The 21,888-nt window shown below is 51.6% G+C and carries 20 protein-coding genes and 3 pseudogenes; 21 read left to right on the top strand and 2 right to left on the bottom strand.

Annotated elements, in window-relative coordinates; translation table 11 throughout:
- Nucleotides 1-253: 253 nt before the first annotated feature.
- Nucleotides 254-1,519, bottom strand: coding sequence for a HEPN domain-containing protein (locus AACU55_RS09585; protein ID WP_134706909.1), 1,266 nt, complete (start codon nt 1,517-1,519; stop codon nt 254-256).
- Nucleotides 1,520-1,893: 374 nt separating this feature from the next.
- Between AACU55_RS09585 and AACU55_RS09590 the strand changes: the two genes are divergently transcribed.
- The 10 genes and pseudogenes from AACU55_RS09590 to trbB all read left to right on the top strand — a co-directional run bounded on the left by AACU55_RS09590 (nt 1,894) and on the right by trbB (nt 8,673).
- Entirely contained in the window at nt 1,894-2,271 is a 378-nt protein-coding gene (locus AACU55_RS09590; RefSeq protein ID WP_134706910.1) for an ASCH domain-containing protein, read from the top strand.
- 362 nt (nt 2,272-2,633) lie between these two features.
- A pseudogene (locus tag AACU55_RS09595) lies at nt 2,634-3,306 on the top strand (DNA methyltransferase).
- Nucleotides 3,303-3,527 carry a hypothetical protein gene (locus AACU55_RS09600; protein ID WP_134706911.1) on the top strand — a complete coding sequence of 75 codons (225 nt, stop codon included), beginning with the start codon at nt 3,303-3,305 and terminating at the stop codon, nt 3,525-3,527. Before AACU55_RS09595 ends, AACU55_RS09600 begins: the two are co-directional and overlap by 4 nt.
- Nucleotides 3,528-3,889: 362 nt before the next feature.
- Nucleotides 3,890-4,399, top strand: a pseudogene (gene trbC, locus AACU55_RS09605) (type-F conjugative transfer system pilin assembly protein TrbC); the annotation flags it as partial.
- The gene (traN, locus tag AACU55_RS09610; protein ID WP_134706912.1) at nt 4,399-6,243 is read left to right on the top strand and encodes a type-F conjugative transfer system mating-pair stabilization protein TraN; all 1,845 of its coding nucleotides are present in this window, start codon (nt 4,399-4,401) and stop codon (nt 6,241-6,243) included. The pseudogene trbC and the gene traN, both read left to right, overlap by 1 nt.
- Nucleotides 6,243-7,040, top strand: coding sequence for a type-F conjugative transfer system pilin assembly protein TraF (gene traF, locus AACU55_RS09615; RefSeq protein ID WP_134706937.1), 798 nt, complete (start codon nt 6,243-6,245; stop codon nt 7,038-7,040). The genes traN and traF overlap by 1 nt, the downstream gene beginning before the upstream one ends.
- Before the next feature lie 13 nt (nt 7,041-7,053).
- On the top strand, nt 7,054-7,314 hold the full coding sequence (locus AACU55_RS09620; protein ID WP_014695890.1) for a hypothetical protein: 261 nt from the start codon (nt 7,054-7,056) through the stop codon (nt 7,312-7,314).
- 39 nt (nt 7,315-7,353) lie between these two features.
- Nucleotides 7,354-7,830, top strand: coding sequence for a hypothetical protein (locus AACU55_RS09625; protein WP_134706913.1), 477 nt, complete (start codon nt 7,354-7,356; stop codon nt 7,828-7,830).
- On the top strand, nt 7,823-8,035 hold the full coding sequence (locus AACU55_RS09630; protein ID WP_134706914.1) for a hypothetical protein: 213 nt from the start codon (nt 7,823-7,825) through the stop codon (nt 8,033-8,035). The genes AACU55_RS09625 and AACU55_RS09630 overlap by 8 nt, the downstream gene beginning before the upstream one ends.
- Nucleotides 8,032-8,673, top strand: coding sequence for an F-type conjugal transfer protein TrbB (gene trbB / locus AACU55_RS09635; protein WP_134706915.1), 642 nt, complete (start codon nt 8,032-8,034; stop codon nt 8,671-8,673). Before AACU55_RS09630 ends, trbB begins: the two co-directional genes overlap by 4 nt.
- A gap of 431 nt (nt 8,674-9,104) precedes the next feature.
- Here the strand turns inward: trbB and AACU55_RS09640 are convergent, their stop codons facing one another.
- Entirely contained in the window at nt 9,105-10,265 is a 1,161-nt protein-coding gene (locus AACU55_RS09640) for a hypothetical protein (protein ID WP_134706916.1), read from the bottom strand.
- Nucleotides 10,266-10,477: 212 nt separating this feature from the next.
- Between AACU55_RS09640 and traH the strand changes: the two genes are divergently transcribed.
- The 11 genes and pseudogenes from traH (at nt 10,478) to repA (ending at nt 21,870) form a co-directional block, all read left to right on the top strand.
- Complete coding sequence (gene traH / locus AACU55_RS09645) at nt 10,478-11,845, top strand: conjugal transfer pilus assembly protein TraH (protein ID WP_134706917.1); 1,368 nt, start codon at nt 10,478-10,480, stop codon at nt 11,843-11,845.
- Nucleotides 11,838-15,110: a conjugal transfer mating-pair stabilization protein TraG gene (gene traG / locus AACU55_RS09650; protein ID WP_134706918.1), complete on the top strand. Its 3,273-nt coding sequence runs from the start codon at nt 11,838-11,840 to the stop codon at nt 15,108-15,110. The genes traH and traG overlap by 8 nt, the downstream gene beginning before the upstream one ends.
- 21 nt (nt 15,111-15,131) lie before the next feature.
- A complete protein-coding gene (locus tag AACU55_RS09655; protein ID WP_134706919.1) occupies nt 15,132-15,701 on the top strand; it encodes a hypothetical protein in 570 nt (189 codons plus the stop codon).
- Between the two features lie 126 nt (nt 15,702-15,827).
- The gene (traT, locus tag AACU55_RS09660; protein ID WP_014695898.1) at nt 15,828-16,562 is read left to right on the top strand and encodes a complement resistance protein TraT; all 735 of its coding nucleotides are present in this window, start codon (nt 15,828-15,830) and stop codon (nt 16,560-16,562) included.
- Between the two features lie 149 nt (nt 16,563-16,711).
- Nucleotides 16,712-16,957, top strand: a complete 246-nt coding sequence (locus tag AACU55_RS09665) for an AbrB/MazE/SpoVT family DNA-binding domain-containing protein (RefSeq protein ID WP_134706920.1) — start codon at nt 16,712-16,714, stop codon at nt 16,955-16,957.
- The gene (gene mazF / locus AACU55_RS09670; protein WP_037035625.1) at nt 16,957-17,289 is read left to right on the top strand and encodes an endoribonuclease MazF; all 333 of its coding nucleotides are present in this window, start codon (nt 16,957-16,959) and stop codon (nt 17,287-17,289) included. Before AACU55_RS09665 ends, mazF begins: the two co-directional genes overlap by 1 nt.
- Nucleotides 17,290-17,534: 245 nt before the next feature.
- Nucleotides 17,535-17,825 (top strand): hypothetical protein, encoded by a 291-nt coding sequence (locus tag AACU55_RS09675; RefSeq protein ID WP_134706938.1) that lies wholly within the window; start codon nt 17,535-17,537, stop codon nt 17,823-17,825.
- Between the two features lie 121 nt (nt 17,826-17,946).
- Nucleotides 17,947-18,309 (top strand): hypothetical protein, encoded by a 363-nt coding sequence (locus AACU55_RS09680; protein WP_134706921.1) that lies wholly within the window; start codon nt 17,947-17,949, stop codon nt 18,307-18,309.
- Nucleotides 18,310-18,491: 182 nt separating this feature from the next.
- Nucleotides 18,492-20,360, top strand: a pseudogene (gene traD, locus AACU55_RS09685) (type IV conjugative transfer system coupling protein TraD); the annotation flags it as partial.
- A 610-nt stretch (nt 20,361-20,970) separates the two neighbouring features.
- Nucleotides 20,971-21,450 (top strand): phospholipase D family nuclease, encoded by a 480-nt coding sequence (locus tag AACU55_RS09690; RefSeq protein ID WP_339382230.1) that lies wholly within the window; start codon nt 20,971-20,973, stop codon nt 21,448-21,450.
- Between the two features lie 141 nt (nt 21,451-21,591).
- Complete coding sequence (gene repA / locus AACU55_RS09695; RefSeq protein WP_121019118.1) at nt 21,592-21,870, top strand: replication regulatory protein RepA; 279 nt, start codon at nt 21,592-21,594, stop codon at nt 21,868-21,870.
- The last annotated feature ends 18 nt before the right edge of the window (nt 21,871-21,888 follow it).

Genomic DNA, 21,888 nt, shown 5'->3' on the forward strand with positions numbered 1-21,888 from the left:
TGAATTGCAAATCAGTCTCGAAATATTTTTGAGAAACACATAGATTCTTCTATCCCCATCTAGCGACCATAATTTTCAATTAAGAAATAACCGTTATTTAAATAAATTGCATGATTCTTTGGTTTACTATGAATCATTTTATTTTATAGTTCGGTGAACGTCTGAGCGATCACCTTGAACTATTGGAATATACACGGAGTTACTAACAGACACTAGTTAGAAAATCTGCTTGGTACTGGTGTTTTGATTATTTTCATTGTTGATTCCTCAGATCAAGGCCTTTTTTTGTTTCTAATGTGTCTTTATCGATTAATGAAAACTCTTCTAACAAGTCGTTTATAGATTCTAATGACTTGATTATTTCGGATTCATTTAACTTCACAAGTCCAACTTTATGAACAACAATGTTTCTAATTTCATGTGCCTGATCTATCATATCAGCCATTTCTCTTGTTATAATTCCTTTGTTGTTGCATAGATATTTAGATTGCATCCTTATATTTTTTCTATTTGTATCACTCTTGTAGAATATATCGTTATCACTAGACGACAACTTGCAAAGTTCCAATACAATATTTGCCAGGTGATAGTACCTGCTAATGAAATCCGCTGAGTCTTTACTTGCAGCTCCACTGAAGTTTTCAGCTAACTCTTCTCTCTCTATCTCTTCAATATGTAGGTCACCAATGGAATCAAGTGCGACTTGAATTTTTTGACAAATATCATCGCTAATAGTACTTAGGTCATTTAGCTCTTGTTTTGAGATCCCTTTACAGTGCGCGATTTTGCATCTATATTCGTAAAGCTTTTCCCATTTTGTTCTTAAATACTCAGATTCGCACTGTACCTTTTTAGCGAAGTATTTTTCCCAGTTCGTAAAAGGTACATAGTGTTTCAGATCTTTAGAGGTGAAAGTGTCGGAGTCATCCTTTCCTTTTATTGTTTCAAAAAATCTACCTGCATCTGATTTTGTATATTTTTTGAATAGAAAATTTGATAATTGTATGAAGTCGACTTCATGTAAAAAGTTTGTTTTCTCTTTTTTAACTTCACCTCTAACTGAGTCGAGAACTTCCTTAGGAGTATTTGATTCACTCCAATTATACCCAATACTTATTGCCATAAACTTAGCAATAAGTTTGCGCATTAGATTTTCAGTCTTATATATTTTGGGATAACCTAATATACAGTATTCTTCACCAATACCATCATGCAAGATTATTATATCCCGCCCGCTAAATTTAGAGCATATTGTTCTTATGTCTTTTAAGAATTTTTTGAACTCATTGATTTCTTCACTGCTCGTTGCCTCTGCCTCTATTGTTAAGTCATAGTATATAGAATCATCAGTTAATGAGCCTTGTGCTAATTGGTACTTATATTGTTTTCCTGAGTGTGAAATTTTATCGCCTTTGCCAAATGATATTGATTTATGTGCAGATAATAGGCTTCTGAATGCTGACACATCAGCACATACGCAATCACTTGAATCAAATGTAATTAAATATTCTGTTTTCAATTTACAACTCCATATAAATTTTATTATTTATACTTTTTGTCCTTGATGTTATTTAGTATATAACAGCTAAACAAGGAATAGGATCATACATTAATTGTTAATATTTTATTATACAAATCACCGTGATTGCAATCAAAGTCTTGAGACAAAAACCATCTGTTAGTACTACCCCTCATTGGTGAGAACAATTCCCAGCTTCCGCTCCTCGCTCTCAGCAGACCTTCAGCGTCACGTGTTTGTCTGCTGCGTACCAAAAGCTAACCTTAATATTCTTTATCTTTAGCATTCAGTAAAACAACCATTCTACCGAAGATATGATTTATCGAGTATTATGTTTTATAATCAATGGATTATCTTAAGATGATGGGAACCCGATGAAAGCACTTTCAATCGTTTGGCCTGCCGGAACTCAAATCACAAATGGCTTAAAAACGCTGGAAATAAGGCGATGGCAGCCTGACGTCCGAACAGGGGAAGAGATATTACTGGTTGAAAATGAACACTTCCTCACGGTCGATGGCCAGGAGGAGGTCGGAACCGCCTTAGCTATCATTACATTGGGAGAAATCAGAGAGTTTAGACAAGATGACATCCCTAAAGCTTGCGCATCTTATTATGAAGCCGGTTGGCTAGCTTGGGAGATAAAAACAATCAAAAAAATTGAGAATCCTTTTCCAACACGCGCAGCACGAAAGTTTTACGAGATCGATGATTCAGTTCTTAACGCTGCGCGCTTAATAATAATTCTGTAAAACTCGGCGTGAAACGGTTTAACCGAATCAGATTTTATCTGTGTAAAGCCTCTAAATACCATTTCTAATCCAAGCATAAAGTCCGTTTTTCGCTCAGAGCCGTTCAATCAGTGTGTTGGATCCATCGGTTGAACTCACAGCTCATAACGGACGCTAATCACCTATAGTCACTGCGCGTCTTTAACCCCCTTCCTGATTGACATTAAACACAACTGCTCACCCGGTCACCGCCAGTCACGGTGCATTCAGCCCGTTCCTGGCGGTGCTGCGGCTTCCGCGTCAGGCCTTCCAGCTCCGCTTTGCGCCCGTCTGTCGTGGGGGCACGGCGCCGGCCGGTTCCGGCACTCTCTGTGAGTAACACTATGTCCCGATATATGCAGGGTGACTGTCAGCAGGTCATGTCAACATTTCCGTCCCGTTCCGTGGATTTTATCCTCACGGATCCGCCTTACCTGGTGGGGTTTACTGATCGGTCAGGGCGGTCTATTGCCAACGATAAACAGGGGGACTGGTTACTGCCGGCCAGCCGCGAGATGTTCCGGGTGCTGAAAAACGACAGTCTGGCGGTCAGTTTTTACGGCTGGAACCGGGTGGATCAGTTTATGGCCGCATGGAAAGCCGCCGGCTTTCGCGTGGTAGGCCACATTGTTTTCACCATGACCTATGCTTCGAAATCCGCATTCGTCGGCTATCAGCACGAAAGCGCCTATGTCCTCGCCAGAGGGCGCCCGTCGTTGCCGGAAAAACCGCTCCCGGACGTCATGCCCTGGCAGTACACCGGCAACCGTCACCATCCGACGGAAAAGCCCGTCTCTATCCTGCGGCCGCTGATTGAGTCCTTCACGGATAGTACTCGACCCCTTTGCCGGAAGCGGTTCGACCTGCGTCGCGGCGGCGCAGTTCGGGCGACGCTGGATTGGCATCGAGTTAATGGAGGAGTACCACGCGGCAGGGCAGCGTCGCCTGGCGGAATTTCAGCGTCTGCGTCCGGCGGCGCCGGTTGCAGCCTTTCAGCAGTACGGGAGCCTGATATGAGCAACTATTCAGACAATATTGCCCTGCGTGTGGACGTGGCGGCGCTGGCGAACGCGACCTATGAACTCCGCGAGCAGTTCCGGGCGTTTGAGAAAAAATACTTCTGGGGCAGCGACGGGTTAACCCGGCGCCTGGCCGGGCAGGTGGTGAACCAGCTCAGCGGCCAGATGCTGGAAATCTATAAACAGGTGAACGAACTCGACCACGCCTTCAAAGACTGACCCCGGAAAGCATGGCCCCGCATTTGAGCGGCGGGGCTATAGCCTGAATGCTTTGTTTGCCAGGGCGAACGTCAAAGGCCATTGAACAGGGCGCTGCCGTGGCTTCGCCACCGCGGCTGCCCGCTCAATGCGCAATAAACATGACGACGGGAGCCGGTGTTCCGGGACGACCGGGCCTGTGCTGTCGCGTGATTTTCGTGAGGTAGCTTCTCCGCAACCTGCTGTGGCCTGGATTTATCTTCCGCTTCCTGGTCATCGATGGCCGGTTCCTGATTTTCACAACAAACCACCAGGGCTGGAACCTGTCCCCCTTCGGCTCATGACCAGCAAGCTGGTCAATCGTCGAGCCCGACTACGCTAACCGGCAAACCGAGCTTGAGCAGTTCCAGGCGCAGCTGAAGGGCATGAACATTACCCTGCCACCGGCACAGCAAAATAAGGTGTCTCAGCTGCAAAACGAAATCGCCGCCTCCCAGGCTGACCAGAACAGCGCCGACCGCCCCACGCCGCAGGCGCTCTATTTTGTGAGTCTGGGCATTCCGGAAGAAGGGTTACTGCCCATGCTCGCCGATGCCCGCCGCTTTGGTATACCGGCGACGCTGCGCGGCCTGCTGGATAACGATTTTCGCAAAACGGCCTCGGTGATGTTTGAGCTGTCCAAGAAAGATAAAGAGGCGGGGGTGCAGATTGACCCGACGCTGTATCAGCAATATGGCATCAAGGCTGTGCCCGCCCTGGTGGTCACCTGTCAGGGCAACTATGACGTGCTTTACGGCAGCCTGCCGGTTAAGCAGGCACTCGAAGAAGTCGTGCGCCGGGGAGACTGTGCGACCACGGCGACACAGCTGCTGAAAACGGCGGAGGGGAAATAATGAAGCGATTGCTTTTGTCACTGTTGCTGCTGTGTGCCCAGGGGGCACAGGCCGATGCCGTCAGCGATGCTTTTAATGCCGGTTCCAGCTACGGAAAAACCAACAGCAGTCAGGGAACCTCGGGGATGAAAAATACCTCACCCTCGAGCGTCATTCCGGGATACACCGCCAGTCCGTCACAGAGCGGGTATTACGGGGGCGTGCAGGGCGGAGACGGCGGTATCAGTGACAAAGGCCAGACCGAACTTGGGCAGAACAATGCCGGACAGGCGATTATCAGTTCCGGCACGACCAATCCGGCGGTGACCATCGATCCGAATGCGCCTTTTATTACCAACGGCAAGGATGCTGAGAGCACAGCCGGCGCGGTCGTCAACGGTACTTACGATCAGTGTACGGACAAAGTGGTCAGCAAAAGTGTTTTCCAGAATTACAACTGCGATCGGGACATTAATTACACCGGGACATGTACGCGTTCGGCTTCTCCTGGTGGGCATTACGAAACGCGTTCTACGTTACAAACTATTAATGTAGATCCGACGTCGTGGGTTTATAGCCAAGACGATGACACAGGAATTCATTACCAGTTTTCCCTCCCAGCTGGGGCGACCTTAGTGAGTGGCTCTATTCGACTTCATGGCTTAAAAAATACAGCGACATACTTACACCATATGAGTTTATGGGGGAACGATTTCGCCACAACAAATCAGAATGGCGAATATTATGAGAACTTTAATATTAACGTGGCCGGCGTAGTCATTCCTGATACGGGCATCGTTACCGGCCTTATTACTTTTAAGAATGGTGCGGGTAAGACCACACTTATAGGTTATTACCAAACAGGCTATTTATCTTGGGAGCTGACCGTTCAGATTATGGCGACCGAACAGGTTTGGGTGCCGGAAGTGACCTGGTCTTCTCCAAGTTGCAATGTAGACCCTGCGACCAGCCAATTGACGAGCTCAACGTGTTCAATACCTGGCGGCAACCAAACCACGACTGTCAACGGTCAGGCACAGACTGTTTATAGCGACTGTTGGCAGTACACCGATACCTATCAGGTCAATGCGGCATCAAACGGTAACTGCAGTGCACTCATGAGCAACCCCAGTTGTACATCAGTTGCCACATCTTGTATGGAAACAACGAACGGCACCTGCTCCCATGTCTCTCAAACTTACCAATGTCAGGAAATTTTCACCTCCACGGGCAAACTCTGCGGCGGCAATTATCTGTGCATGTCAGGGGACTGTAACGACACCAACGGCGCCGGCGACAGCGGTTTTGACACGGCGGTGGCCAAACTCGCGGGACTGGCATCCGCCGGTGATGATGTCGTCAACGACCAGATCAACATCAAAGCCTTTACCGGTCAGGCGATGTCCTGTCGCAAAGCCATGGCCGGTTTCTCCAACTGCTGCGTGGACTCCGGCTGGGGGAACAACGCGGGACTGGCGAACTGCAACAGTGACGAAATGGCCATCGGCAAGGCCAAGGCGAAAAAGGTGGTGGTCAGCGTCGGTGAGGCGTGCAACCGCGCCGTGTTGGGCGTCTGTATTCAGAAAAAACAGGTGTATTGCGTGTTCGGGGGCAAGCTGGCCCGCATTATTCAGGAGCAGGGGCGTCGCGATCAGCTGGGTGTGAGTTTTGGCAGCGGTGATTCACCGAACTGCCGGGGGATCACCGTGCCTGAGCTGCAGGCCATCAACTTTGACCTGATTAACTTTGCCGATTTCTACAGCGACCTGATGACCAACCAGAAAATCCCGAACTCGTCGGTGATGGTTCAGCAGGTGAAAGACAGGATTGCGGCGCAGGTTAACGCGCAGGGCGGAGGGAAATGATGAAAACACTGTGGTTTGCCTGCCTGCTCAGTCTCACGTTACCGGCGTGGGCGGACGGTACAGATACACCGGCCGATGCGGTGGTGACACCGGCGGATCCGTTCACCGGCTGGCACTGGTACAACGAACCGAAGAAGCCGGCGGACACGCCGGCACCCAAACCGGCCCCGTCCCCGCAAGTGCCGGATTTTAGCAAGCTGTCACCGTCAGAGCAGGCGGCAGTGCTCAAGCGTTACACGAAGGAGGCGCTGGACCGGGCCATTCTTAACCCGTCGAGCGAAAATACCGCCACTTTCCTGCGCTGGCAGAAGTTCTGGACGGACAGGGCATCGATGTTCAGCCAGTCGTTTGCGGTGGCGCAGCTGGATCATCCCGATCTGGATTACAACCTCGAACACCCGCACTACAACAGTACGGCACCGCTGCAGCAAGCCAGCGACCAGGCCAAACAGGCACAGGCCATCAGCGAACTGTCTGCCCAGTACGGGATGTTTTACTTCAATCGGGGCAGTGACCCGATTGATGCGCAGATGGCCGGGGTGGTGGCTGACTTTGCCCGCACGCGGCATATCTCGTTAATTCCGGTGAGCGTGGACGGTCAAATCTCCCCGCAGGTGCCGGACAGCCGCCAGGACGAAGGGCAAAGTGCCCGGATGGGTATCAGCCATTTCCCCGCCTTATTCCTGGTTAACCCGGCCTCCCGCAACTTTCGTCCGCTGGCCTATGGCTTTATGACACAAGATGACCTGGCCAGGCGTTTTCTGAACGTGGCCACGGGTTTCAAACCTAACTTCTAAAGGGAGGCCCATTATGCAAAGCATTGTTCTTAATATTGAAAGCATCAGGGAAGGTGAAACGTTCACCGGCATTGAGTATGACGTTGTGACATTTTCAACGCGCCCCGGATTGGACTGTCATGCGCTGGAAAGTGCGATACAGGCGCACTTCATGGACGACATGCTGAACTTTGACTATTGCCCACAGCAGGGGACGGGCGATTTCATCTTGCTCTGCTCCTTCCTGAGTGTCGGTGAACGTATCGTGCCTTACGCGGCAGACCTCACCGACTAACCCCCCGTTTAACCCCTTCTTCAGAACCGAGGATTTCTCATGCAACTTTCAGCGCTCAAAACGGGCGCCGCAGCCGGCTGGGCTGCGGTCAGGCTCGTGCTCGATATCATGGTCATCGGGCCGGTGTTTATTTTCTCTCTCTTTATAGTGGTTAATGCCTGGCCTTCGCCGGGGGCGTTTGTCATCCGTCAGGCCGAAGGGCTGGTGGAGGGGGCCGCGCCGGGTAATGTATGGGGATGTGCTGCTCTCCCGGCGGGCATGACAGTCAATGAACGGGCGCTACCGCAGCCGGTCACGCCGTCACCTTACCAATGTGTCCCCGAACAGGTGAGCCGTGAAACCTATATCACGGGGTTTAATCACAACCTGCTTAATCTCTACGGGCTTCTCACCACGCTTTACGCGTGTGTCTATTTGGCCGCACGCTGGCTGATGGTGGGACGTAAAGGCCGGAAGCCCGTTGTGGCTTTTAGCATGGCGGTTCAGGGCGGGAAACAGGAGCAAAAACATGAATAATTTGCCCGTCGTGGCCGTGTTATTTCTGCTTGGCATCATCGCTAACTGCCTGAGTGAGTTGCTGGCCTACTCGGCGACGCTGACGCGACAGGTGTTGGTTTTTTCAACCTTCACCTGCCTGATCCTGTCGCTGGTCGTGCTCATCGCGTCTGAAGTCCTCGCACACCGTAAGGCGCGCAGGAAGAACCGGGAGGCAAAATCGTGAAACTGAGCCTGCATTTCCTTTTCTGTTGCCTGATGACTCCGCTGGTCGCGCAGGCAACCGTGGCCGACCAGATAGCGGCACTGGAAAGGTCCAAGACACAAACGAACTGGTCACCGGCGCTGCCTGACCTGGGGTTACCGCAGGCGCGTATTCCCTCAAATCATGCGCCGCACATGATGACGCTCACCGACGGGCGCGAGGTGAACCTGAACAATTATGCCATCGTGGTGTTTATGCAGCGGGGGTGTCCGTACAGCGCGAAATTCGACCCGAAGTTAAAGCAGTGGTCAGATGAGGTCGATATCAAGGTTTATCCCTATACGCTTGACGGCTATGGTGATACGTCCTTTCCGGTGGCCCTTATTCCCCGTAAACGCGGCGCCAATGAGCCGCTGGCGGGTGAAATCATGACGTTTTTTGGCAATGGCTTGCCCATCGCCACGCCGACCACGTTTCTGGTTAACGTCGCCACCCCGCGTCCGGACAATACCATTGCGGCTTTTCCGCTTTATCAGGGGGATACCGACATGGGCACCCTGAGCCAGCGCGTCGCGCTGATGATTGAGGCGGATATCGACAATCTGCCCTCCAATACGCTGGGGCCGGTGCCTTCCAGTCAGGCCATCACCCCGCAGTAACGCATGTCCGTTCCCCGACGGTAGATGAACATCAAGCCTGAGAACGCCATCCGCTAAGCGGTGACGTTGTGGTTATCCCAAAGGAAGAAAAAAGATGAAGACAACAGATCCGTGCGCACAGCCGGTAAAGACGAAGAGAACACCCGCTGAAAAGCTTGTGCTGCTGTGCGCCATTATCTGGTGCGGTACAACGTGGTGGTTTTTCTTCTGCACCCGAGCCGACACCGTTCCTACGTTTCCACCGGGTGCGGAATGGCGCTACTTGTCAGACCGGATGTTTTTCAGCCTGCCTGGGTGGTTGTTTACCCTACTACCGGTGTGGTGCATTTACCTGGATCACGTCATCAGTTCAGGGCTACCCACTCTCAACGGTTGGCTGCGCCGTTATGGAATTTACTGCGCTGCCAGTTTGGCAACCGCGTTTTATATTTTCACTCAACGCGCCTATCCGGATGTAGTGGCAGGGAATGAACCTTTCTTTTACATATTTGCAGGGTTACTTTTAGGTTTACTGTGTATAGAACGGAGCAAACGAAAATGAGTAAGTAAAATTTTAACGACTGCCTGATACTTTTAAAGAAATCAGGCAGGGAGAGCGAGATGTATTTTAAAGACCAGTGAGCGAAGCTGTATTTGAAAGAGTACTGGCTCTTAAGCGTCAGGCAGGCATCATTACAGTTATCATCTGTTATCTGCGAGAGAAAAAACTGGGCTTTGTCCTGCTGGTTATGAGTATTCAGGTATTTTGCCAATAAGATCCTTTTCGATACGGACGTAATATCGGTTTTCAGCAGAAAAAGCAGTGTCTGAGCATCTTCACGGGTTATGTGTTTTTTATTTTCGTACCAGCCATCTTGCACGATTGGGTTATCAGCGAAATTCATGTTGAGAAACTGACGTAGAGCATCACGACGTTGGAGAGATTTGATTTCATCAATAACCAAAGCGGGGTAAAGCTTTTCGGCATAAGAGAAAGGTTGCGGCTGATAATAAAAATGACTGGGTGTTTTCAGGTAAAAGCTTTCTTGTAGATCCGCAAGTTTCCCTGAATTGTGATTATCTGTAGTTTCCCAATACGCGATTTGGCCGGTTTGCTCATCACGGTAAGCCACGAACGCATGGTGTGGGGCATAAACAATTTCGGCCTCTTTCCCTGCTATATGCATAGCATCCATCAGAAGATAGACATTCAAATCACAGTCTGAAAAGCGGGCAGACCACCCTTTAGAGACGGCTGCAACAGGCGTGTAGTAAAAGGATTTACCGAGCAGCTTGTTAGCGCAGGCAAGGAAACGCACGTTACTCAGGTTTGAGGCGCAATCCCTTCTGGTGGAATTAAAATAAGCCTCAGTATTCCCATAAGCCTTGCTAGCCTTTTCTACCGTTGCCAGACCGCTTTCTTCATCAAATTTAATCAACCGGTGGGACAGAAATTTGGCATCAAAGGTGCCAGTTGCATCCCCCAGGGAAAGCGCGGATTTTTTGTAGCTTTTATTTGCGTTGGCTGAGTTATACGCGTTTTGTGCCATTGGATAAACGCTTGCAGCAATAAGCAAGCTGACCATCATGCAGGCTGCCGTCAGTTTTCTCAAATTTCCATCCCCTCATCGTCACAAGCTGATAAATGATGCACAGGTAAGGTGCGGGTGCTTTCACGTTATCGGCCGGATTTTCAATGCTTTTAACAATAAAGAACGGGTAAAGCCATGAAGACAAAAATGGTTCTGAAAAGGAACGATTTCCCTTTAGAAAATAGAGGGTATGAGCCAACCGACATCAATCCATTTCATCAGGAGGCATCACGATGAAATTTCGGCAGCTACTTCTGTCAATTGTAACCGTAATGGGTATGAGTACCCCTGCGCTGGCCGACGTACAGGGCGACCTGAACGGGTTTTTCGGCAGTCTGGGCTATGACGGCAACGTCTCCAAAGCGCAGGCCTGGCAGGGGCAGGCCGCAGGCTACATCACCGGTGGTTCGGTGTATCTGCGAAATCCGGTAAAACAGGTACAACTTATCTCGATGCAGGTGCCTTCCCTGAATTCCGGCTGTGGGGGCATTGATGCCTATCTGGGCGCCTTCTCGTTTATCAGTGGTGAGGAAATTCAGCGCTTTGCCAAGCAAATCATGAGTAATGCGGCAGGCTACGCCTTCGACCTGGCGTTGCAGACGATGGTGCCTGAACTGAAACAGGCCAAAGACTTTCTGCAAAAAATCGCCTCCGACGTGAACTCCGCCAACATGAGTTCATGCCAGGCAGCGCAGGGGATCATTGGGGGCCTCTGGCCCGTGTCCCAGCTTTCCAACCAGAAAATCTGCCAGGACATTGCCGGTGACGACAATATTTTCTCGGACTGGGCCTCATCCCGGCAGGGGTGCACGGTAGGCGGGCAGGGTGACAGCGTCACGAGTCGGGCCAACGCCAATGAAAAAGACCAGGTGCTGAAGAGCAAAAATCTCATCTGGGATGCGCTCGGGCGCAATCATCTTTTCGACGGGAACCGCCAGCTGAAAGAGCTGGTGATGAGTATCGTCGGATCCATCATTTTCAACAGCGCCGGGCAGGTGACTATCCTGACGCCGATGGTGGATAACCGGGATGTGATCACCGTACTGATGCGCGGCGGGACCGCCAAGATTTACGGTTGTGATGAACCCGACCTTTGCCTCGGGCCGACTGTGGCCAGCGTCACCATCAGCAGCAATAACGCGCTGGTCACGCTGGTCCAAAACATCATGCTGTCCATGAACCAGAAGCTGACGGATGACACCGGCTTATCCGACCGGGAAAAGGGGTTTCTCAACACCACCTCTGTCCCCGTCCTGAAATACCTGACCAACTCGCAGAGTATGGGGCAAAGCCCGACCTACCTCATCCAGGTGGCGGATTACATTGCGCAGGATTTAATGATCCAGTACCTGCAGGAGTTGGTGAAGCAGGCCAGTCAGTCGCTGGCCGGGAAAAACTTCCCGGAACAGGCGGCGGGAGAGCTGCGGCAGAACGTGGCTCAGGCACAGCAGCTGCTGGCCAACATGAAGCTGCAGTCGGCGGCCGATCAGAACGCGCTGGACGGTATTGACCGCAACATGCAGTACCTCCAGCAACAGGTCTCAACCATTATTTCAACGTCATATCAGGGTAACTACCGTTGGGGGACCAGCAATGACTGAAATCTATACGATATTCGGTGGGGACATGTGGCGGCAGGTGTTAAACGGCGTCGTCACCATTCTGGGGGCCGATACGTTTGATACCTTGCTTCGCATTGTCAGCACATTTGGCGTGCTGGGGGTGATGGTGTCCTTTATCAAAACCCGTGATCCGCGCGTGTTTATGCACTGGCTGGCCGTATTCATGTTTATTACGTCCGTGTTACTGGTGCCAAAACGGTCAGTTCAAATCCTCGACATCACCGACCCGGCCGCCGTGTACGAGGTGGACAATGTGCCGCTGGGGCTGGCCATGATCGCGGGACTGACCACCAGTGCGGGATTTGGGGTGGCGCAGTTGTATGATTACACCTTATCGCGCCCGGACTCGCTGACCTATACCAAGAGCGGGATGCTGTTTGGTTCTCAAATCGTGGCGCAAACCTCCAATTTTCGGACGCAAAACCCGCAGTTGGCACAGATGCTAACGGACTATGTCGAAAACTGCGTGATTGGCGACATTCTGCTTAACAACAAATACACCATCAACCAGTTGCTGAACAGCACCGACCCGCTGACGCTGATCACCAATAACCCGAGTCCTTTACGGGGGATCTATCAGACGGTGAGCGGGGTAAGGCAGTTTGTGACCTGCCAGCAGGCCGCCGGAACCATCAGAACGCTGATGGGGAGTGATATTTCGGTGGGCGGCGTCAGCTGGCACGATATGGCGATCCGCGTGTTTGGTAGTAAAGTGAATGCGGATGCGTTGCTGAGCAATGCCATGAACGACAGCTACGGATTTTTCTATGCGGGCGGGCTGAGTGCCTCACAGATTATGCGTAACAACGTGACCAATGCCGCCATCCGCGACGGCTGGAAAGGGTTTGCCGCCCGTTCCTCGGATACGGCAAACCTGGTGAATCTGGCCACCGAATCGACCCTGACCAAACAGCGTCTGAGCTGGGCGGCGGGCGGGGCAATTGCCTCACAAACGTTACCGATGTTCCAGTCCCTGATGATGCTGATTCTTATTGGCCTTTTCCCGCTGGTGATTGCGCTGGCCCTGGTCAACCACACCATCTTTGGGCTGAATACCCTCAAGCTGTACGCCGGCGGGTTTTTGTATTTCCAGATGTGGCCGGTGATGTTTGCGATTTTGAATTCCCTGGCCAACTTCTACCTCCAGTCAAAAACCGGTTCAACGGCGTTGGTGCTGGCGAATCAGGATCGCATTGCCCTGCAGCATTCTGACGTGGCCAATATCGCAGGCTATCTCAGTATGTCGATACCGGTACTGTCCTTTTTCCTGACGAAAGGGGCGGCCTCGGTGGCATCGCAGGTGGTGGGTGGCGTGATGAGTTCGGCGGCGTTCTCAGCCGGCGGGCAGGCATCCACGACCGCTGACGGCAACTGGTCGTTTAATAACATGTCGATGGACAACGTTAACGCCAACAAATTTGACACCAACCTGTCGCAACGTATGGGTCAACAAAGCCACCAGATGGAAAATGGCGGGATGCGCACCCTGACGGCTGACGGTCATAACGTCTATGACACGTCTCAGGCCATCTCTAACCTGCCGGTTAACATGCGACTCAGTTCACTGGCGAGCAGCGGTTTCCAGGAGCAGTCGCGGCAGGCACAGCAGGAGGCGCAAACGGCGCTCGATGGGTATAACCACAGTGTCACCAGCGGCTTCCAGCAACTGAACCAGTTAACCAGCCAAAGCGGTAACAGCGCCTCCATGACGCAGGGCAGTGAAAACACCCAGGCCACCAACGCAACACGGGGGGCGAGCATGATGATGTCAGCCGCTGAAAGCTATGGTAAAGCCCATAATATCTCTACCCAGGAGGCCTACAACCAGCTGATGGACATCACTAATCAGGGTTCAGGGGGAGCAGGCATGTCGGCGAATGTTAAGGTTGATTCTGGCGATCAGCTCGTCGGGAAATTGGGCAAATGGGCCTCGGGTGTGAGTGTGGGTGGTGAGGCGCATATCAATACTGACTGGAGACATACCTCGGGCAGTGCGCACGGTACGCAGGATACTCACTCAGAAGGGAAAGACTTCCGCCATGACGAAAACAGCCAGACGGTTAAGGATTTCCGCCAGGGCATGGATATGGTGACGTCAGCGCGCGTGAGCGAGTCTGGCAACCAGACGGATAACCAGTCGAATTCCCAGGTCGAGCAGTATGCCGCGACGCTGAACGATGCCAAAAGTCAGTATCATCAGTACACTGACAGCAGCACTAAAAGTCAGGAATTCAGCCGGATGGCCACGCGGGCCCAGAACGAAAGTGCCAGCCTGGATGCAAACTACAACCAGGAATTCGTGGACTGGACGACGGCTAAATTTGGTAATAATGCCCAGGGTATTCTGACCAACGTTAACTCTGCGCGGGAAGCGGCCACGGAGTTTATGGAGGAGCGTCTCGAGCCGGAAATCATGCAAAACTACGGCGCACGGACGGAACAGACAAACACACAACCTCTGACACCATCAAACTCGTTAGAATACGGCGCGGTCACTGCGCAACATACCGCAGGAGGTGACTCAATCCCTGCGCCTTATGGAGCGAGTGGGGTAGCCGGCAGTACGGAAAACGTCAATGGAACGACACCATCAGGCGTCTTTGAAACGACCCCACAACGGACTGCCCCGTTTGTGAGTGCGCCGGACGTTCACAGCACTTCCCAGGTTCCTGGTACAGGAACGGCGTCTGCAAGCTCCGATGAAGTCAATTTGCATAACCGGGAGCACCACGTACAAAGTGGCCAGCAGTCAGCGCCGGTGGCCGAAAATCACCAATCAACACAGGATGAAGCGCACCGCCCACAACGGAACCGGATTGGGGGTGCCGAATCTGTTCATGCTGATGAGGTGAACCTGCATAATCGGGAGAGAGATCTTAACGTGCAGGGTGGTCCGCCTTCAGCGTCAATGACTGAGAATTATAATTCAGCAGCGGAGAAAGTGAGAGCGCACGCGGAGGGTGCAGGTATCCCAAGCAACGTGGCGGCGCAGGTTACAGCACAAAGATCTGCGAATTCTAATGTCATTAGAGAAAATGGCGGGAAAATCGATCAAAATGAAACCCCTGTTCAGGCATCCAGTGATATACTCAGAAATGAGCATCAGGGTGCGGTGAAAAGCCAGCAGATTGGCCGCACTGAAGAGGACATTAGGCAGACTAAACCTGTTGTTGATAATTCTGAAACAACTGGATTTGAAAAGAAGGTGGAAAAACTTAGAGCAGCGCAGAAAAAGGCATCTTAGTTTAATATAAGGACGGCATGCATGGGAAACTTGACTGTAGAACAAGTTGAAGCAGATGTGAATTACCTAATGGATAGTTTAGATTCAAATAAACGTCTAATTCCTTCATCATCTGTACTACTAAAGAAGGTCTCATTAATTCCTTTATTATCGGTCGTCCTGAGTTTCATAAGCACAGTTGTATTTTATTTTAGTGCGGAATGGAATGAGAAAACCATAACGGGATATATGCATTTCCTTGCAACCGAAGGGTGGGCCGTGGTAGTTCCAACAACCATCATTGGATTATTCTTTGTTCTACTAACTTATAATAAACTGTTGATGTATCTTACTTTGCCTGACGATGTTCGAAATAAATCCATTATATTGCAGCACCTCCACAAGGTTACTAGCAGAATAATCAGTCTCTTCATTTTTTTGATGGTTTGTTCTGGGGTGCTTGCAGCGATGTCCCCTTGGTTTTGTTTTGCTATCCCCGCACTCTTGTTAGTTATGATGTTTGCTATGGGTATAGTAATTGGTTCAGAGGTAAGCAGATTGGGTTCAGGAATGGCTTTAGAAAAAATCAGCAAGTTGGTCAAAAATATTTAAGTTACATCCCCTACTGCCGATAACCCTTCTGTAATTCTAACGGAAGGGTTTCACCCTCCAGATTTATATCCAAATAGCAAATGTTTCGGGGCGTGCCTGCCCCATTTTTTGACAAGGAAACAGTAAATGAAAAACCGCAATTCTCTTGTGGCGGCTGTGGTCGTCTCATGTCTGGTACTTTCCGGTTGTAGCGCGATGGGCACCGCCATCAAAAAACGTAACCTCGATGTGAAAACACAGATGAGTCAGACCGTGTGGCTGGAGCCATCCAGCGAAAAAACGGTCTATATCCAGATCCGAAACACCTCTGACAAAGACATGAGCGACCTGCAAACGCTATTAGCACAGGATTTGCGTGCTAAAGGCTATAACGTCACGTCGTCACCGGACTCTGCCTATTACTGGATCCAGGCCAACGTCCTGAAAGCCGAGAAAATGGACCTGCGTCAGGCGCAGGGGCTGCTCTCAACGGGCTATGAAGGTGCTGCCGCAGGTGCCGCACTAGGGGCGGGTATCACCGCATATAACAGTACATCTGGCGGTGCGATCCTGGGTGTAGGACTGGCCGCAGGTCTTGCCGGTATGGCGGCAGACGCGATGGTAGAAGACACCAACTACACAATGGTGACCGATCTGCAGATTTCGGAACGCAGCAAAGCGACCGTAACAACAGATAACATCGCCGCATTACGCCAGGGTAACTCGGGTGTGAAGGTGCAGACCAGCAGTGAAGAAGGTAACCGCATGAAATACCAGACACGCGTGGTTTCTAACGCCAACAAGGTGAACCTCAAGTTCGAAGAAGCTAAACCGGTTCTGGAAGCTCAGTTGGCCAAATCCGTCGCCGGAATCATGAACTAACCTTTCCCCACTCGTTTATGCATTACCGGATGGCACACGGTCCTGTGCCATCCGGTCAGCCCTCTTGTTAATCAATACGTATCAACAAAGTTGACACTAAAAGTAGTAATGATACAGTATCATCATTGTTGATACGCGAGGGTGAAGAAATGGCACAAGTTGTCGTAAAAAAATGGGGCAATAGCCCGTCAGTCAGGCTACCGGTTGCAATCATGAAAGCAGCCTCTCTGAACATTGATGATACCGTTGAAATTGTCGTGGAAGAAGGACGCATCATCATCGTTCCAACGAGAGTAAAAGAATACTCGCTGGATGCTCTTCTGGCGGGGATCTCTGCTGATAATATCCATGATAAAGCCGATTTTGGTGCTCCGACAGGCAAGGAGTTACTCTGATGGTTTCCCGTTTTGTACCTGACTCGGGGGATTTGATCTGGATTGATTTTGATCCTGTCGCGGGACACGAGCAAGGAGGGCATCGTCCTGCCGTTGTCCTCAGTCCTTTTGCTTATAACAACAAAGTGGGGCTTTTACTCTGTGTTCCCTGTACGACACAAGTCAAAAACTACCCGTTCGAAGTGGAATTATCAGGAAGCCGTGAGGGTGTCGCCCTAGCCGATCAGGTGACCTGTGTTGACTGGCGAGCCAGAAAGATAACCAAAAAAGGAACGGTTGCTGTAAACGAGTTGGCTGAAATACGTGCCAAGGCTAAATCTCTTATAGGATGAATTTCCCCAGTTTCCTGTATTACGTTTTTTCAGGTTAATATCTGAATACCCTGTCTTCTCCATGCATAACGTAACAACCCTACACGCCACCCTTTAATTCTCCGGTGGCCGTGCCTGCTTTTCCTCCTGTGATATTCCGCTTCCTCGTCCAGACGCCAATCTCCGCGTCCGGACTGTGACGAGCGTTGCCGCTAAACGCCCAACTGAAGGAATTGCTCACGCAATACAAAAGTGCCCTTAGCCTGATGGCCTGGTTTACCCTGTTTTTCATCTGGAGCGCGTTTGTTCTCTGGCATCACGGCGTCGCCCTGCAGCAGTTCATCATGCACGACAGTAATTTGTACGCCTTCTCGCTGGCCTTACGCCAGACCCGCAGCGATATGCTGCCTGACGCGTTGCCGGTCGTACTGCTGATAACGTTGGTGTTGGCGGTGGGTGCATTTTTGTCGTCTGTCACGGTTGCCATGATAAACGCGGTGGCTTTCCTGTTCAGAACAACCGGAGCACTTATCCAGGCGCAGTTCAGTCATCGTTAGGGCATCGTAATCCGCCACCGTTGCACACTGAAGGCCGCAGAAGGCGGTGATATTTATTTGGAGAGAACTACATGTTTTTTTTCAGACTTCAAAACGGGTACTGTTCTGGGTATGGGCGCTAATGCTGTTTTCTGGCGTCCGGCTTATTCTTGCCGTGCCGCTACGAAGCCAGTGGGGCCCCCAGCAGCTCACGGCTGCGTATACTGCAAATCTTTGCAGCGTGATCGCGCTTGTTGGGGTGATATTGCCCCTGATCCCTGAGCGAAAGCGGGTTGCAGCACTTGGCCTAATGCCATTTATGCGTTTTGCAGGCAAATACTTGATGCTATCTCATCTGATGGTGGCCATCCTGACGGCATTTACTGCCGTGAGTATCGGTCTTGACTGGAGTATTCAGATTCAGGGAAGCGGCCTGTTCGTGTTTCTCGTAAGCTGCTTTTTTTTCTTTCGATTTACAGTTACAGATACCTTGCTGAGTCAGTAATTCCCCGGCGTTCCCGCTTAATCGCATGAGTCAAACCTGACCGCTGCGCGGCGGAATTAGCCGTTGTCGTTTCCTAAGACTTATTCGTTTTATCACTGAATTTCATCCCCCGTTTGTTTACCAACCATCCCTGAGCTGCCCGTCCGGGCGGCTTAAGCCTGCGCGTTTGCCGGAGCTGAACCATGAGTTTTACACCGAAATACCTCACGCAGGGGGGCCAGATGACGGCCTACCGCCTGCGTATGTTTGCCCAGGTCAACCAGTGGATATTGAACTGGCTGTTACTGTTGTTTTTGTTATCCACCGGCGGCGTATTTTGGGCTGTCACCTCCGCCGATGTGCTGAATAACGGTTTCTGGTACTGGACCGGCAGGCTGTTATCCAGCTTTGTGCCGTTGATGAACCCGAAAAGCCCGGCGACCTGGGATATCAGCTGGCACTGCAATAGCGGCGTACAGTTGTGCACCACCAAACTGACGCTGGGACAGCTGCTGGCTGACCCCTGGATGCAGTCGATGGGCGGCCAGCTGGTGAATAACTTAAAGCTGAGTGCCGCAGGCTGCGGCACGGTGTGTTTGCTGCTGTTCAGCGTGATTGCCTGGTACGTGGGGCGCATTGGAAAAAAAGAGAGTGAAGACACCTATCTCTCCGGCATGACGCTGACGGATGACCTGGCCAGTGTAAACCGGCAGCTGAAAAAGGCCGGGCAGAAGTCAGATCTGCAGATTGGTGGCCTGCACATGGTCAGGCATGCCGAGGTGATGAACTATCTGATCCACGGCACCATCGGCGTCGGTAAATCCACCCTTATCCGCTGGCTGCTTGACTACATACGTAAACGGGGTGACCGGGCGATTGTCTACGACTCCGGCGGCACCTTTACCGAAACGCATTATGACGAACGTATCGACAAAATTCTCAACCCGCACGATAAGCGCTGCGAGAACTGGGTGCTGTGGCGGGAAGCGCGGGAAGTGGTGGACTACGAGAACCTGACGGCCTCGCTTATTCCGGTGGAGGGGGAGTCTGACCCGTTCTGGGTGTCCTCTTCGCGTACCATTTTCAGCGATACGGCAATGCAGTTTGCCTCACATAGCGACCGCAGTATTGAGAAATTCCTGACCGCGCTCTTGTCTATCGACCTGAAAAGTCTGCGCGAATTTCTCAAAAACACCCCCTCTGCCAACCTGGTTGAGGAAAAAATTGAGAAAACGGCCATCTCTATCCGTTCGGTGGTCACCAACTACGCCAAAGCGCTGCGATACCTGCAGGGCCTTGACCAGGAGGGGAAACCCGAGTTCAGCATCCAGGAGTGGATGACCGACGTCCGGTACGACAAAAGCTGGCTGTTTATCTCCACCACGGCCCGTCATCGCAAGTCGGTTCGTCCGCTGATATCCATGTGGCTGTCGATGGCCACGATTTATCTGCAAAGCATGGGGGAAGATCCCGACCGAAGGGTGTGGTTCGTCATTGATGAAAAGACCAGCCTGCAAAAGATCCCTGAGTTTGCTGAAACATTGGCTGAGGCCCGTAAGTATGGCGGCTGTTTTGTTATCGGCATCCAAAACATGCCGCAGCTTATCAACGTGTACGGACGTGAGGTGGCCAAGTCTATTTTCGACCTGCTCAACACCCGTTTTTATGGCCGTTCGCCGAGCGCGGAGGTGGCGAAAATCGTTGAGGAAGAGCTTGGGCATCAGCGCCGTCGTGAGGCGCGGGAGCAGAACAGCTACGGCCTTGACCAAATCCGTGACGGTATCTCCATCAGCCGCGACAAGGTCAATGAGCCGGTGGTCGATTATGACAACATCATGTCGATGCCGAACCTGCGTTTCTATGCCCGCCTGCCGGGTGAATACCCGGTGGTGAAACTGGATCTGAAGTACCGGGCACAAAAGAAATATCACAAGGCGCTGATAGCGCGCGATTTCAAGGATGTGCTCAGTCCCCAGCTGGAACAGGTCATCAGCAAGAACGAACAGGCGACGCGCATGGCGGGCATTGTCTTCCCGACCGGCGACGAAATTCTGGAAGGGCAGAAAGCCGCAGAGGAACCGAAAAATGCCGGTCAGTCATCCAGCCCGGCGGTGACACCGCAAGCCGACCGGCAGAAAACTGTCCAGACCGGAAAGCAGGCCGATATCCCGCTCGTGTCCGCCGTCAGTCAGAGCACGCCCCCGGTTGCCAGGGGCGTGGAAAAATCAAAACAACACGACGCTGAAAAGCCCGAAACCGCCACTGACGGCGTGGGTTCAGAAGCATCCGAACCCTCTGATGCGCCGATACTGCCAGCGAATGTTCGCCCTTTCACCCCGCGTATGCGACAGGGTCCTCCGCTGGCGGAAACGGTGAAAAAGGGCGTAGCACCTGAGATAGAGGCCAACAAACAAACTAAACCTGAACCTGAACCTGTAGTACCGCAACCCGCCATAACGACTCACGCCATACCCCCTCAACCACACAACTCTGCCGCGCTGAAAAACCCACCCGTGTTGTCTGTTGCTGCCAACAACATGAAACCGTTGGCCGGCCTCAGCGCCCTGGAGTTGCTCGCGCTTAAACGCCGTAAGCCTGCTTCACAGGCCGACGGGGCACAAAGCGAGGGCGCCGCCGACGCACAGGGGGAAGCACCGGATCTGCAGATGGACGTGGAAGTGGATGAAAAGGGTGATCTTGTTCTGCGCACGTTGGGTGCGCGGAAGGAGTCACCGGAAAGCCTGGATGAGGCCCAGGCGGCGGAGTACGGCGCGGCAAAGCGTTCGCCTGATGGGGTACTCGTTTACCTCGCCCGCCATTGCCGGTGCGCTGGTCGAAGCAAAGAAACGAGGCGTTGACGTCCAGGTGGTACTGGATGAGGGCGGCAATCGCGGGAAAGCCAGTGTGGCTGCGATAAATTTATTGGTGAATGCGGGGATCCCGGTGCGTACCGTCAGCCAGTTTAAAATCATGCATGACAAGGTGATTATTGTTGATGGCCAGACGGTCGAAACCGGATCATATAACTATACCCTGTCTGCCGCGCGGTCGAATTCGGAGAACGCCCTGGTACTGCACGATGTGCCAGACCTGGCACAAACCTACCTTGCTCACTGGCAGTCCCGCTGGCAGTTAGGTAACGACTGGCACTCTGCTTATTAACGTTTAACGAAACATCAGCTCATCACTTCAATAATGTGAGCAGCGCGCCAACGTTGCTCAAGCCTGACATAAAGTTAGGTCGCCGATTTAAAAATCTGTAGTATTCTCTGCATATTCTCTTATAAACATGAGGAGGCGGAGATGCCAGAAGCTGACAATGTAAAAACTTCCTCATCGGATTCAAAACGCGCATATCGAAAAGGTAAACCGATGTCTGCCAGCCAAAGACAGCTGGCCGCTATTGCACGTAAGCGTGAAACGCATAAAGAAGTTAAGGTCTTTGTAAGAAACCCCCTTAAAGATCGCATGATTGAAATCTGCGAAGAAGAAGGGCTTACACAGGCGCAGTTTATTGAAGGTTTGCTCGAGCGTGAATTGCTTGAACGTGGTGTCTTAGATGTAAAGACTTCACATTCTTGATAGTTGGCACATTGAGTG

It is taken from the genome of Rahnella sp. CJA17(1/100), assembly GCF_963881615.1.
In the GTDB taxonomy this organism is placed as follows: domain Bacteria; phylum Pseudomonadota; class Gammaproteobacteria; order Enterobacterales; family Enterobacteriaceae; genus Rahnella; species Rahnella aceris.